The following is a 13,089-nucleotide window of genomic DNA, read 5'->3' on the forward strand; positions in this document are numbered from 1 at the left end:
CTACAGGCCCAACATCATGCGAGCAATAATGCCCTTCTGCACTTCCGTCGTACCGCCATAAATCGACGTCTTGCGCATATCGGCATACCCTGCACCCGCCGCGGCCGCCATCTCGGGCCCCGGCCCCTGAAACGCCGCATCGGCCTCCATCCAGTCCGGGTCATACGGCCACACATCCGGTCCCGCGATCTCCATCTGCAACATGGCCAGATCCTGCTGGATTTCCGAGCCGCGAATCTTCAGCACCGACGCCTCCGGCCCAGGTGCATCTCCTCGCGCCGCCGCAACCCGCAGCAACAACATCTCCAGCGCCATGATGTCGACTTCCACACGCGAAATGCGATCGCGTATTCGACTGTCCTGCAAGACTGGCCGACCTCGCCACGACGTCCGGGCAGCCAACGCTTTGAGAATGCCCAACTCGCGATAGCAACTCCCCAATCCGGCAATACCCGTGCGCTCGTGACCCAATAAATACTTGGCATACGTCCAACCCTGCCCCGCCTCGCCAACCTGATTCGCTATCGGTACCCGCACGTTTTCCAGCCACACCTCATTCACATCGTGCCCGCCGTCCAACGTACGAATAGGCCGCACGCTCACGCCGGGCGAACGCATATCCAGCAACACCATCGAAATACCACGCTGCGCCTTCGCCTGCGGATCCGTGCGCACCAAGCAAAACATCCAGTCCGCGTACTGCGCTAGCGTCGTCCAGGTCTTCTGGCCATTAATCACATAACAATCGCCATCGAGCTCCGCACGCGTTTTCAACGAAGCCAGATCCGACCCCGACCCGGGCTCGGAATATCCCTGACACCACCAGTCATCGACTCGGATAATGCGCGGCAACAAGCGCTGCTGTTGCTCAGGGCTTCCGTACTTCATCAATACGGGGCCAATCATGCTCAACCCAAATGGCAACAACCGCGGCGCTCCGGCCTTGAAGCACTCCACCTCAAAGATGAGCCGCTCAATCGCATTCCACCCGGTCCCGCCAAACTCCTTAGGCCAGGTAGGCGCCCCCCACCCCTGATCATCCAGTACGCGATGCCACCGAACATAGTCGTCACGATGCAAGCGCTGGTGCTTCAGTACTTTGGCACGAATATCCTGCGGCAATTTCTCGTTCGCAAAATCACGCACCATCTCGCGAAATCGCCGTTCTTCGGGCGTCCAACTTAGATCCATGTCTTGTCTCCTTAACACGCATCTAGCCACGAGAGGTGGGTTCGATGCAATCTGCCTCTGCGGAAGCGGGGGTTTTGTTGGCGCGAAGGTTGGCTTATTTTTGGGGGGTGTTGGTTCTTTAGGCGTCGCAGAGTGTGTGTAGAAGGCGGNNNCGGCNTGTTGGAGGGAGGGAAGTCCCCGCAGGGGACATCAGGCGCATGGTTTGCGCCTGAGCCGAGCGACCANGCCGCCNCNGCCTTCTACACACACTCTGCGACTCGCAACATCTCCCAGTCACCGATGACCCGCAATTGTCGGACATCGTTCGTGGCAATGTCATCGTCCATCGCGGCATTACCTACACATCGCAACACCACTTGGATATCGCACAGCGCAGCACCACTTGCCCATTGCCATCGCAGCCATGTATCCGACGCGTGCCACGATAGCGAGTCCGGTTCGCGCTGGACGGGGTCGCGCCGGCCAGTTTGAGGAACGGGCAGCCCCGCGCAGCGGGGCCGAGGCCCCTGATAATGGGCCGAGCCGTTCCGAGCTGGCCGGTGCGACCCCGTCCAGCGCGAACCGGACGTGTTAACCGAGACACCCCCCGTCAGCAAACACCCCCGCCGCCACAAAGAAGAACAAAAGAATACCGCTACGCAAAACCCCTGCTTCGGCAATGAAGAATGGTCAACGGCGCCAACAACCGTGACACTGCCGCCATTACCATTGATCGACGCGTAGCAGAATGATGACCTCCGTAGAAAATGACACACCTCAGGCGAGCGGCCCTGATTTGCACTATCAGCAGGCGCTCGCTCAGGGCAAGTTTTTGATTCAGCGTTGTGACGCCTGCGCGCGCGCAGTTTTCTATCCCCGTATGGTTTGTCCGCATTGTGGTGCGCCCGACTTGCGGTGGGAGACACCAAGCGGGCGCGGGACGGTGTATTCGACCACGATAGTGCGGCGAAAAGCCGAAGCCGGTGGGGATTACAACGTGGCGCTGATTGATCTGGACGAAGGTGTACGCATGATGAGCCGAGTCGAGGGTATGGCACCTGATGCGGTTCGCATTGGTATGGATGTGCGGGCGGATGTTCGCGTGCATCAGAATCAGGGGCTAGTGGTATTTGTGGCGCGGGAGGCGGCATGAGCGATTTGCGACAGTTGCGTGGTGCCGTTGCGATTGCGGGCGTGGGCCATGCCGGGCTGGGGCGAGCGGATGGCTTTTCCGAAATGGAGATTTTGGTGCAGGCGGCGCAGCGTGCCGTGGCCGATGCCGGGCTGAGCCTGCGCGATATCGATGGCATCTGTACGGCCAGTGTGGCGGCCACGATGTGGGCGATGCCAGTGATTGAGCATTTGGGAATTCGTCCGACCTTTATCGATAGCACCATGTTGGGTGGATCGAGCTTCGTGGCACATCTGATGCCCGCCTTGCAGGCATTGGAATCGGGGCAATGCAATGCCGTGCTGGTGTGCTATGGCAGTACGCAACGGACATCGACGTTGAATCGCGCCGAGATCGGGCGGGTGCGCAAGAACTTTGATCCGCAACCCTACGAAACGCCCTATGCGCCGCTCAGCCCACTTAGCTCGTATGCTCTGGCGGCTGCACGTCATATGCATCAGTATGGCACCACGCGCGAGCAGCTCGCGCATGTGGCCCTGGCGGCGAATCAATGGGCGCAACGCAATCCGGAAGCGCAATTGCGCGAGCCCACGACGCTGGATGAGATCCTGTCCGCGCGCATGGTGTCGGATCCGCTGACCGTGCGCGATTGTTGCCTGGTCACGGATGGTGCGGGGGCTTATGTGCTGGTGCGCGCCGACCGTGCGCGTGACTTGCCTCGCAAGCCGGTCTATGTGCTGGGCAATGCGACTGCCGTGTGGAATCGACAGATTTCTTCAATGGAAGACTTGACCGTCACGGCAGCGCAGCAGTCGGGTCAGCGTGCGTTTGCCATGGCCGGGGTGCGTCCTGCGGATATCGATGTGGTTGAGTTGTATGACGCCTTCACCATCAACACGATTCTGTTTCTGGAGGACCTGGGATTCTGCGCCAAGGGCGAAGGTGGCACCTATGTCGAGAACGGTGCGATTGCCCCGGGCGGGCGATTGCCCGTCAACACGAATGGCGGCGGACTGTGTTGCGTACATCCTGGCATGTATGGCGTGTTCATCATGATCGAAGCCGTGCGGCAACTGCGCGGCGAAGGTGGCGCGCGTCAGATCGATGGGGCGCAATTGGCGCTCGTGCATGGCAATGGCGGCACGCTGTCCAGTCAGTCCACCGCCATTTTGGGAACGCAAGCAACCTTGTAGGAAATGTCCCGGACAGATAGTCATGCCGCGGACGGGGGACACGGTGCGTCCCCATCAAACTCGCACTCATAACAAAACAGCAAAACGGAGACACATCATGATTATCAAGAACTTCTTGCAAGCCACTGCGCTCGCCGCGGCGCTAGGTACCGCGGCCGCGTCCACGCAGGCAGCCACCTATCCCGACCGACCGCTGCGCCTACTGGTCGGCTACGCACCCGGCGGACCGGTCGACACCACGGCCCGGGTCTTTGCCAAGTATCTTGGCGACAAATTGGGGCAAACTGTGGTGGTGGAGAACCGTGCGGGGGCCAGCGGCATGATTGCGTCGGATGCCACCGCCAAGGCGACGCCCGACGGCTATCTGCTGGGATTTGCCGCCAGCCCGTCACTGACGATTTCTCCGCTGGTACAGAAGAGCACCTTGTTTGATCCCCATAAGGATTTCACGCCCATCGGCATGGTGGTGGACTACACCAACGTCCTGCTGATCGGCCCGCAGAACCCCGCCAAGAGCGTTGGCGAGCTGCTTGAGTATGCCAAGGCCCACCCGGATGCGGTCAGCTTTGGCTCGGCCGGCGTCGGCGCCTCTAACCACCTGTCGGCGGAACTGCTCAAACTGCAGGCCAAGGCGCCAATGCTGCACGTGCCTTATCGCGGTAATTCACCCGCCATGCTGGATGTGGTCAGCGGCAAAATCACGTTTATGTTCGACATTACCAGCACCGCCATTCCGTTTATCAAAAGCGGTAAGGCACGCGCACTGGCGGTGACCTCGCGCACCCGTAATCCAGAGCTGCCTGATGTTCCTACCATGATCGAAGCAGGCGTGAAGGATTACGAAGTGGTTGGTTGGTACGCATTGATGGCGCCGCCCAAACTGCCGGATGGCATCAAAACACGACTGAACAAGGCGCTGAACGACGTGAAGGAGGATCCGGCATTTCGCAAGGCTATGGTCAAGGGCGGCTATACCGTTGACGAGGGTGACGGCCAAGCTGTTCAGTCGCGCATTGATCGTGAATACGCCATGTGGGACGAGGTCATCAAGTCCGCCAATATCCAAAGCAATTGATCTGAGATTGGAGTATCTGATCATGTCCGCCTTGCAGTCGTTGCGTGCGAGTACCCGCCTACCTATCATCGCCGCACCTATGTTCCTGGTGTCGGGGCCGGAATTGGTGATCGCGCAATGCACGTCGGGCATTATCGGAACCTTTCCTTCGCTGAACGCCAGGCCGCAAGAGGCCTTGCATAACTGGCTGACACGCATCATGTCCGGCCTGGCGTATTACCGCGAGACGCACCCCGAAGCGCGTGTGGCGCCCTATGGCGTGAATCTGATCGTGCACCCCACCAACCCACGCTGGCAGGGCGACCTGGATATCTGCGTCACGCACCGTGTTCCGCTGATCATCACGTCGCTGCATGCCCCCGATACAGTGGTTCAGGCGGTGCATCCTTACGGTGGCCTGGTTTTTCATGATGTCACGACCGTACGACATGCGCGCCGTGCGCTGGAGGCCGGTGTCGATGGATTGATCCTGGTGGCCGCGGGCGCGGGCGGCCATGCAGGCACGCTCAATCCCATCGCCTTGGTCAACGAGATTCGGGCGTTCTATGACGGACCGCTCGTGTTGTCAGGCTGTATCAGCCACGGCAAAGACGTGCTGGCCGCCCAGGTGCTGGGTTGTGATTTTGCGTACATGGGGACACGCTTCATCGCGACACAGGAATCGCTGGCTCCCGATTCCTATCGCGACATGGTCTTGCAAGCGAGTATCGATGATGTGCTTTATACGCCGTTTTTCTCGGGCGTCCCGGCGAACTACTTGATTCCCAGTATCGCGGCCACAGGGCTGGATGCTTCGCAACTGGCGCAAATGGCCACCAATCCGGTCAACATGGATAAGCGTACCCGCCCTAAAGCGTGGAAAGACGTATGGAGCGCGGGACAGGGGGTCGGTGCAGTTCAGGAACTGCTCCCCACCCCCGCCCTGATCGAACAGCTTGCCCTGGAGTATGACGAGGCTCGTCGGGCGTTACTGAACGCATAGCACGTACTGAACCGTAAGGGCGTACGGAACCGCATGGCACGTCTAGAGGGGCGCATACTGAACTCGTCGCGCCTCAGGCGCCGATCACTCGACCTTGATCCCGGCGTCCTTGATGACCTTGCTCCACTTCGCCAGCTCCGCCTGCAGGAACGCCTCAAACTCTTCGGGCGACCCAGGCTTGGGCTCGGCGCCCGCTGCGAGCATGCGCTTGACCGTGACCGGATCACTCAATATCTGTCTCATGTCGGCATTGACCCGCTTGACGATATCGATCGGTGTGCCTGCGGGGGCCAGCATGCCGCTCCAGGAATATGCCTCGTAACCCGGTACGCCCGACGCGGCAATCGTAGGGATTCCGGGAAACAGTGCCGACGGCTCGGGGTTGCCGACGCCAAGCGGGCGAATTTTTCCTCCGGAAAGATGAGGTATCGCCGACGGGCCGTCCGCAAACATGACCTGGACCTGACCGCCCAATAAATCCTGCATGGCAGGGGCACTGCCGCGATAAGGCACATGCTGCAGGCGTGTCCCCGTCATGCTGTTGAACAACGCACCCGCCAAATGCGTCCCACCGCCCGTGCCCGATGATCCGTAGGAGAGTTTGCCAGGGTTTTTCTTGGCATAGGCGATCAGTTCCTCGACGCTCTTGACGGGTACCGACTCGTGTACGACCAGCACGATGGGAAAGACAGCCCCCATGCCTACCGGCACAAAGTCCGTCATCACGTCGTAACTCAAGCTCCCACGCAAACTGGGCAGCACGGTATGGTGAATCGAGGCGAAGAAATAGTGATAACCATCGGCGGGGGACTTGGCCGCCGCCTGGGCGCCCACGATCCCGCCCGCGCCTGCCTTGTTGTCCACCACAGTCGGTACGTGCCACATCGTGCCCAGCGGTTGAGAGATAAACCGTGCAGTGGTATCTACTGGTCCCCCTGCCGGGAACGGGACGATGAAATTAACAGCATGGTCGGGCCAGGCGGCCGCGCGTGCAGCAAACGGTAAAGAAGCGGCTGCGCAAGCGGCCCCCAGCCCCGCCAGCAAGCGGCGGCGTTGCGGATCTTGCATGTGTGTGTCTCCGGTTTCTTGTCTGTGCGCGTCGGCGTCATACCGTGCGCTGTGCCCGTATTATTCGCGCACGCGGGCCTGCTTGCCGATTTTTATTTGCCGAACCCCCTGTTCAGCACCAGCACAGCCTCTGCTCCGCGCCCGTCGCAGCACGACGCTAACCCGCGCGCGCCGCCGTGCGCACATGCTCGATGAAATTCTCGACAAAGCGCGGCACATCGCGACCACGCTGACGGCACAACAGGCGTGCGCGCTTGGCCCAGGCGTCCTCCAGACGCAGCACATGCAGGGCTTGCGGACGGCTATAACGGGCCGCGCAAGCGCGCGGCACCACCGCGATACCCGCTCCCGCCTCGACCATACGGCAGACGGCCTCGAAACTGCCTACGTGCACGCGCTGACACAGGCGCTTGCCCAGGCCCGAGGCAATGTCTTCGAGGAACGTCTGAATCGCACTGTTGGGATGGATACCCACAAACTGATACGCGTCGATCACGTCTACAAAACGCGCCGACTCCGACTGTGCCAGGGGATGATTCAATGACGTAACGACGACCAAATCATCGCGAAACAACGGCATCACGTCCAGCCCCTCGACGTCGACATTGCCTGCGACAATTCCCAGATCCGCCGCGCCGGCGCGGATGGCCAATACGATGTCGCCCGAGATTTTTTCCTCGAGTTCGATATCCACATCGGGATTCTCTGCCAGGAACGTGGACATCGCATCGGCCAGAAACGAATTGGTGGCCGTGGTATTGGCCAGCAACCGCAGCCGCCCCTTGATGCCACTGGCGTAGGGCTGCAAATCCGCATGCAGGCACTCTAGTTGTCGGAACACCGCATGTGCGTGTTTAAGCAACACCGCACCCGCCGGCGTCAGGGCAACACCCGTTGCCTGCCGCACCAGCAATCGGGCCTTGAAGGCCTCTTCCATGTTCTTGATGCGCGCGCTGGCCGCAGGCAGCGACAGGAAGGTGCGCTCGGCGGCACGGGTCAAGTTCAGGGTTTCTCCTACGTTCACGAATAAACGCAGGTCGGTCAGGTCATGTCTCATGTTCCGCCGTGCAGAAGGGGGGTGTCTTTAATTTTGAATTCCGCTACCCAGCCTGGAAATCTACCATGTAGGCAGTGAAGTGTGCCAACATCGGTACACAGTTCGGGCTGGCTCACTCCCCGTCACGGACTCGCCCTATAAGGAGACATTTTCATGAGCGGTATGGTTTCAGGCAAAGTGGTCGTCGTCACAGGAGCGGGCGGCGGGATTGGGCGCAGCGTCGCGCTGGCCATGGCCGCGGCAGGCGCCAAAGTGGTCGTTAATGATATTGGGGTGTCACTGCAAGGCGAAGGCGGCGGCGATGGCCCCGCTCAGGCCGTAGTGCGGGAAATCCAGGCCGCGGGCGGCCAGGCCTGCCCCAATACCGACAGCGTCGCCAGCTACGAGGGCGCCCACAACATCATCAAGACCGCCATTGACGTTTATGGACGCATTGATGCCGTCGTCAACAACGCCGGCAACCTGCGCGACCGCGTCTTTCACAAAATGAGCGAAGAAGAATGGCGCCAGGTGCTGGACGTGCACCTGAACGGATCGTTCTACATGAGCCGTGCCGCCGCGCCCTATTTCCGCGAACAAGAATCGGGCGCGCTGGTGCACATGACCTCGACATCGGGCCTGATCGGCAATTTCGGCCAGGCCAACTACGCAGCCGCCAAACTGGGCATCGTGGCGCTATCCAAATCGATCGCGCTGGATATGTCGCGCTACCACGTTCGCTCGAACTGCATTGCGCCGTTTGCCTGGAGCCGCATGACCAGCTCCATCCCGGCGGAAACCGAGGCAGAGAAAGCCCGTGTCGAAAAACTGAAGAAGATGGAAGCCGGCAAGGTGGCTCCCCTGGCGGTCTATCTGGTCAGCGACGCCGCCCACGAAATCACCGCGCAGATTTTCGCGGTGCGCGCCAATGAAATCATGCTGATGAGCCAGCCGCGGCCACTACGCACCGTGCATCACAGCGAGGGTTGGACCCCGGAATTGATCGGCGAGATCGCCATGCCCGCCATGCGTAAACATTTCTACGCATTAGAGCGTTCGCCGGACGTCATCGACTGGGATCCCATCTGAGAAGCGCCATCGCCTGAATGCATATCCCGTCAAACACGGGATGTTCGACGGCAGGCTCCTAAACCCCGGTATCGGCACGATTCCTCATTGAACGCGGTTCGCCGCAACAAGGCCTCACCTCTCATGCAACAACGCCCCCCACCCCTGGAAGGTATACGCGTCCTCGATCTCAGCCGCATCCTGGCTGGCCCCTGGTGCACCCAAAATCTGGCCGATCTGGGCGCAGATGTGATCAAGGTCGAACGCCCGGGCACGGGTGACGATACCCGCCACTGGGGCCCTCCCTACCTGAAAGACGGCCAGGGGCAGGACACCAGCGAAGCCGCTTATTACCTGAGCGCCAATCGCAACAAGCGATCACTGGAGGCCGATATGGCCACGCCAGAGGGCGCCTCGTTGATTCGCGAACTCGTCGTGCACAGCGATATCCTGGTCGAAAATTTCAAGGTCGGCGGCCTGCGCAAGTATGGCCTGGACTACGACAGCCTGAAGGAACTGAACCCGCGCCTGATCTATTGCTCGGTCACGGGCTTTGGCCAGGACGGCCCCTGCGCGCAGTTGCCCGGCTATGATTTCATGATCCAGGGGCTGGGCGGCCTGATGAGCATCACGGGCGAGCGCGATGACCTGCCAGGCGGCGGGCCACAGAAAGCCGGCGTCGCAGTCACGGACATCATCACGGGGATGTATGCCACCGTGGCGATCCTGGCCGCGCTGCAAGAGCGGCACCGCAGCGGGCTGGGGCAACAGTTGGACATTGCACTGCTGGACTGCCATGTAGCGATGCTGGCAAACCAGAACTCGAACTATTTCACCTCGGGCGTCGCACCCGTGCGCGCGGGCAATGCCCATCAAAATGTCGTGCCCTATCAGGTGTTTGCCGCCAGTGACGGACACTTGATCGTGGCGACGGGCAACGAGTCACAGTACCGCGCCTACTGCAAAGCCATCGGAGCGCCCGAGCTCGGCGATGATCCGCGCTTTTGCACCAACCGCCTACGGGTGACAAATCGCGAGACGCTCATCGCCCTGTTGGCAGACATCATGAAGCAAGGGCCGCGCGACGAGTGGATTGCCAAACTGGAAGCCGCGGGCGTGCCCAGCGGGCCCATCAACAATATCGCGCAAGCCTTCGCCCACCCGCAGGTACAGGCTCGCCAACTGCGGCGCGAACTCCCCCATCCACTAGGCGGCACGGCCCCGGTCACGGCCAGCCCGCTACGTTTTTCCGCGTCGCCCGTGGTGTATCGCAAGGCGCCGCCTCTGCTGGGAGAGCACACGCAGGAGATTTTGCGAGACGTGCTGGGCAAGCCGGTGTAGAGCGTGCTACAGGGCCACCCTAATGCTACGCCCAAGCCGCTCTAATGCGATCCTAATGCCACCTTAACGCCATTCTGAAGTCACCTGACACAGTTCGATCCGGTCATGGCCAAACCCCGGCGCGCTACTATCAAGGGACACAACACGAAACGCAACCTTATTTTGGCTCATACATGACTATGGAATTACGCGAATCGGAGAAAGCCATTGACGTCTATGGGGAATACGACGTCGTCGTGATCGGTGGAGGCCCCGCTGGCATCGCTGCCTCGGTCAGCGCCGCCAAAAACGGCTCGAAGACGCTGCTCGTCGAACACTATGGTTTTCTTGGCGGCATGGGTACCGCCGGCGGTGTCACGAATTTCGCAGGGTTGTACGGTCGTCGCAATGGGGAAATGGTGCAGCTCGTTCATGGCGTCGTAGACGAACTACTCGAACGACTGGATCGCCTCGGCGGCCTGAACAAACCCCAAGATGGCATGCAGGGCCGCATCCGTGTGCGCTCCTACGATACGTCGTCCTATAAGTGCGCGGCGGACCAACTGCTGTTGCATCACGGCGTCGACATTTTGTTCCACGCGCACGCGGCCGCCGTGCTCAAAGACGCCAACCGCATCACACATGTCATTGTCGAAACCAAGTCAGGGCGACGCGCGATACGTGCCAATGCGTTCATCGATTGCTCGGGCGACGGCGACCTTGCGGCGCAGGCGGGCGTGGACTTCGAGGTCGGTGATGGTCACGGTAGCGGCCTGTATCCCACCACCATGTTTCGCGTCGGAAATGTGGATGCGGAAATCGCGCTGAAAGCCGTGGGCGAGTTCAAGGCCATCAACGATTTCATGCGCCTGGCTCAAGAAAAACACCCTAACAAATACCAATTCCCGCGCGACGGGGCCATTATTCGTCCCCAGATCAACCCGACGGAATGGCGCGTTAATGTCACGCAAATCAAGAATGCCCAAGGCAATGCCGTCAATGGCGTAGACGCGCTCGAGTTAAGCCGCGGCGAGATCGAAGGCCGCCGCCAAGTCGCCGCCTATTTCGAATTTCTGCGCGCCGAAGTCCCCGGCTTTTCCAACGCCTACATTATCGAAATCGCGCCACAAATCGGCATCCGTGAAACGCGCAGGATAAAAGGCGTTTATCAGCTCACCGGCGCGGATATCGAAGGTTCGGCACAATTCGAAGATTCGATCGGCATCAATGCCTGGCCCATGGAGCTCCATACGTCGGGTGGCGTTCAATGGGTCTTCCCGACCTCATCGACTCGCGCCTACAACGACTTGCCATGGCGCATGCTGATACCGCGTCAAGTCGACAATCTGCTGGTAGCGGGACGCTGCGCTTCGGCTACCCACGAGGGGCAATCCGCCTCGCGCGCCAGTGGTGGATGCTTTGTCATGGGACAAGCCGCCGGCACCGCCGCAAGCCTGTTCACGGGCGGCGCCTTCACCGATCTGCCCGTGACGTCGATTCAACAGCGATTGATCAACGACGGCGCAACTATCGAAAATTGACGTCACTCATCGGGAATCACGGGCTCTGCGACCTTCGCCAGTTGCAGGAGTGACTCCTGCCAGCCGAGATAACACATCTCTGTCGGAATCTGCTCGGGAATCCCTTCTTGCACAATACTCAGATCCGTCCCGCAAGACACTTGCCGCAGTGTCACGGTGACGATCATCTCGCCTGGCAGAGCCGGATTATCAAAGCTATCGGTATAACGAATTTTCTCAAACGGCACGAGCTCCAGATATTCGCCGCCAAACGAGTCGGCCTTGCCCGTCGTCACGTTACGAAACGACATTTTGTGCGTGCCGCCGACCCGCGCGTCCAGGTGATGCACTTGGCACGTGAACCCATAAGGCGGCAGCCACTTGGCAACGACATCGGCCTCTAGAAAAGCCCGATAAACCCGCTCAGGGGTGGCACGCAAAACACGATGCAGATGAACAGTTCCCGTCGACATGGTATGTACTCCGTTCTGGTTAAAAAGAGAGGATGTACCGTTACGACGAACGTGTTCTTCTCTAATCGACAGGGTTTGCATTAGGGAAAACCCGCGTTTTTGCGATGCGATGTTGTTCTTAAAGCGTCCCGGGCGGGGTAATGGCCCCCACCGGCCTGGTCGCTCGGCTCAGGCGCAAACCATGCGCCTGATGTCCCCTGCGGGGACTTCCCTCCCTCCAACAGGCCGGTGGGGGCCATTACCCCGCCCGGGACTTGCGTTATTGAATAATGTCGGATGCTTCTATGTCGGACGTTTCGCCTGACTGTTATGTTGTCGGCTGATGTCGGACGCTTCACGCGACTCTGGGGGTATGTTGTCGATTGATGTCGGATTCTTCGTACTACTCTAGGGCTATGTTATCGACGGTGTCGGCATGGTCGGCTGATGCGGGGGATATACCGTGTACCGATGAGGTGATTGGGATGGTTGAGTCTATTTTTGGCGTGGTTAAACGCGACGGGGGGCAGAATTCGCTGCTTTGGGTTTTCGATGCGCTGGAACGTGATGCGGGTTATCTGCGCAAGCGAATGTTTGGTTGCGAAGCGGCGTATCTGGACGATCTTTTGTGCCTGGTCGTGGCGGACAAAGGAGGCGCCTGGGATGGCTTGCTGGTTTGCACAGCGAAAGAGCAACATGCCGAACTCATCCAGGACATGCCCGCCCTGCGTCCGCATTCCGTTCTGGGCAAGTGGCTATACATGCCCCAAGACGACGCCGCGTTCGAAGAAACCGCCGAAAAGCTGACGACCCTGGTCCTGGCGCACGACCCGCGCATAGGCGTAGCCCCCAAACCCCGCAAACCACGCAGAAAAAACGCCCTACCGAAGTAAATCCGAGCAGCCCAAATTAAAACCGAGCCACACAAATCGGAACAAACCCATCGCGCACCCAATCTCGACCCGAAGAAGTCCAGAGCCGGGCTAATGGGCCGCGGCGGCCTGTTGGAGGAAGGGAAGTCCCCGCAGGGGACATCAGGCGCATGGTTTGCGCCTGAGCCGAGCGACCAGGCC

Annotated in this window: 12 protein-coding genes; 8 read left to right on the forward strand and 4 right to left on the reverse strand. The window is 60.1% G+C overall.

Annotated elements, in window-relative coordinates; translation table 11 throughout:
• Positions 1–1,191 carry an acyl-CoA dehydrogenase family protein gene (locus tag ACNAZS_RS12465; RefSeq protein ID WP_415789604.1) on the reverse strand — a complete coding sequence of 397 codons (1,191 nt, stop codon included), beginning with the start codon at positions 1,189–1,191 and terminating at the stop codon, positions 1–3.
• A 730-nt stretch (positions 1,192–1,921) separates the two neighbouring features.
• On the opposite strand from ACNAZS_RS12465, the gene ACNAZS_RS12470 reads away from it, so the two are divergent.
• The 4 genes from ACNAZS_RS12470 to ACNAZS_RS12485 all read left to right on the forward strand — a co-directional run bounded on the left by ACNAZS_RS12470 (position 1,922) and on the right by ACNAZS_RS12485 (position 5,552).
• Positions 1,922–2,323 carry a Zn-ribbon domain-containing OB-fold protein gene (locus ACNAZS_RS12470; RefSeq protein WP_415789667.1) on the forward strand — a complete coding sequence of 134 codons (402 nt, stop codon included), beginning with the start codon at positions 1,922–1,924 and terminating at the stop codon, positions 2,321–2,323.
• Complete coding sequence (locus tag ACNAZS_RS12475; protein WP_415789606.1) at positions 2,320–3,495, forward strand: thiolase; 1,176 nt, start codon at positions 2,320–2,322, stop codon at positions 3,493–3,495. The genes ACNAZS_RS12470 and ACNAZS_RS12475 overlap by 4 nt, the downstream gene beginning before the upstream one ends.
• Before the next feature lie 97 nt (positions 3,496–3,592).
• Positions 3,593–4,570 (forward strand): Bug family tripartite tricarboxylate transporter substrate binding protein, encoded by a 978-nt coding sequence (locus ACNAZS_RS12480; protein ID WP_415789608.1) that lies wholly within the window; start codon positions 3,593–3,595, stop codon positions 4,568–4,570.
• Between the two features lie 22 nt (positions 4,571–4,592).
• Positions 4,593–5,552 carry an NAD(P)H-dependent flavin oxidoreductase gene (locus ACNAZS_RS12485; RefSeq protein ID WP_415789610.1) on the forward strand — a complete coding sequence of 320 codons (960 nt, stop codon included), beginning with the start codon at positions 4,593–4,595 and terminating at the stop codon, positions 5,550–5,552.
• A gap of 84 nt (positions 5,553–5,636) precedes the next feature.
• Here ACNAZS_RS12485 and ACNAZS_RS12490 read toward each other — a convergent pair whose 3' ends face one another.
• Positions 5,637–6,620 carry a Bug family tripartite tricarboxylate transporter substrate binding protein gene (locus tag ACNAZS_RS12490; RefSeq protein WP_415789612.1) on the reverse strand — a complete coding sequence of 328 codons (984 nt, stop codon included), beginning with the start codon at positions 6,618–6,620 and terminating at the stop codon, positions 5,637–5,639.
• A gap of 157 nt (positions 6,621–6,777) precedes the next feature.
• On the reverse strand, positions 6,778–7,677 hold the full coding sequence (locus ACNAZS_RS12495) for a LysR family transcriptional regulator (protein ID WP_415789614.1): 900 nt from the start codon (positions 7,675–7,677) through the stop codon (positions 6,778–6,780).
• Positions 7,678–7,830: 153 nt separating this feature from the next.
• Here ACNAZS_RS12495 and ACNAZS_RS12500 point away from each other — a divergent pair, with 153 nt between their 5' ends.
• From ACNAZS_RS12500 to ACNAZS_RS12510, 3 genes are all read left to right on the forward strand, one after another.
• Positions 7,831–8,745, forward strand: coding sequence for an SDR family NAD(P)-dependent oxidoreductase (locus ACNAZS_RS12500; RefSeq protein WP_415789616.1), 915 nt, complete (start codon positions 7,831–7,833; stop codon positions 8,743–8,745).
• Positions 8,746–8,868: 123 nt separating this feature from the next.
• Entirely contained in the window at positions 8,869–10,065 is a 1,197-nt protein-coding gene (locus ACNAZS_RS12505; RefSeq protein WP_415789618.1) for a CaiB/BaiF CoA transferase family protein, read from the forward strand.
• Positions 10,066–10,238: 173 nt separating this feature from the next.
• Positions 10,239–11,585 (forward strand): FAD-dependent oxidoreductase, encoded by a 1,347-nt coding sequence (locus tag ACNAZS_RS12510; protein ID WP_415789620.1) that lies wholly within the window; start codon positions 10,239–10,241, stop codon positions 11,583–11,585.
• A gap of 2 nt (positions 11,586–11,587) precedes the next feature.
• On the opposite strand, the gene ACNAZS_RS12515 is transcribed toward ACNAZS_RS12510, so the two are convergent.
• Positions 11,588–12,037 carry an SRPBCC family protein gene (locus tag ACNAZS_RS12515; RefSeq protein WP_415789622.1) on the reverse strand — a complete coding sequence of 150 codons (450 nt, stop codon included), beginning with the start codon at positions 12,035–12,037 and terminating at the stop codon, positions 11,588–11,590.
• Between the two features lie 464 nt (positions 12,038–12,501).
• On the opposite strand from ACNAZS_RS12515, the gene ACNAZS_RS12520 reads away from it, so the two are divergent.
• Positions 12,502–12,909, forward strand: coding sequence for a hypothetical protein (locus ACNAZS_RS12520; protein WP_415789624.1), 408 nt, complete (start codon positions 12,502–12,504; stop codon positions 12,907–12,909).
• Positions 12,910–13,089 lie beyond the last annotated feature (180 nt).

Origin of the sequence: Bordetella tumulicola (assembly GCF_965138755.1) — a bacterium.
Lineage (GTDB): Bacteria > Pseudomonadota > Gammaproteobacteria > Burkholderiales > Burkholderiaceae_B > Bordetella_A > Bordetella_A tumulicola.

Excerpts from the sequence above, each read along its gene's own strand:
- ACNAZS_RS12465 (WP_415789604.1), bottom strand. The coding sequence starts at position 1,191 with ATGGATCTAAGTTGGACGCCCGAAGAACGGCGATTTCGCGAGATGGTG.
- ACNAZS_RS12470 (WP_415789667.1), top strand. The coding sequence starts at position 1,922 with ATGACCTCCGTAGAAAATGACACACCTCAGGCGAGCGGCCCTGATTTG.
- ACNAZS_RS12475 (WP_415789606.1), top strand. The coding sequence starts at position 2,320 with ATGAGCGATTTGCGACAGTTGCGTGGTGCCGTTGCGATTGCGGGCGTG.
- ACNAZS_RS12480 (WP_415789608.1), top strand. The coding sequence starts at position 3,593 with ATGATTATCAAGAACTTCTTGCAAGCCACTGCGCTCGCCGCGGCGCTA.
- ACNAZS_RS12485 (WP_415789610.1), top strand. The coding sequence starts at position 4,593 with ATGTCCGCCTTGCAGTCGTTGCGTGCGAGTACCCGCCTACCTATCATC.
- ACNAZS_RS12490 (WP_415789612.1), bottom strand. The coding sequence starts at position 6,620 with ATGCAAGATCCGCAACGCCGCCGCTTGCTGGCGGGGCTGGGGGCCGCT.
- ACNAZS_RS12495 (WP_415789614.1), bottom strand. The coding sequence starts at position 7,677 with ATGAGACATGACCTGACCGACCTGCGTTTATTCGTGAACGTAGGAGAA.
- ACNAZS_RS12500 (WP_415789616.1), top strand. The coding sequence starts at position 7,831 with ATGAGCGGTATGGTTTCAGGCAAAGTGGTCGTCGTCACAGGAGCGGGC.
- ACNAZS_RS12505 (WP_415789618.1), top strand. The coding sequence starts at position 8,869 with ATGCAACAACGCCCCCCACCCCTGGAAGGTATACGCGTCCTCGATCTC.
- ACNAZS_RS12510 (WP_415789620.1), top strand. The coding sequence starts at position 10,239 with ATGACTATGGAATTACGCGAATCGGAGAAAGCCATTGACGTCTATGGG.
- ACNAZS_RS12515 (WP_415789622.1), bottom strand. The coding sequence starts at position 12,037 with ATGTCGACGGGAACTGTTCATCTGCATCGTGTTTTGCGTGCCACCCCT.
- ACNAZS_RS12520 (WP_415789624.1), top strand. The coding sequence starts at position 12,502 with ATGGTTGAGTCTATTTTTGGCGTGGTTAAACGCGACGGGGGGCAGAAT.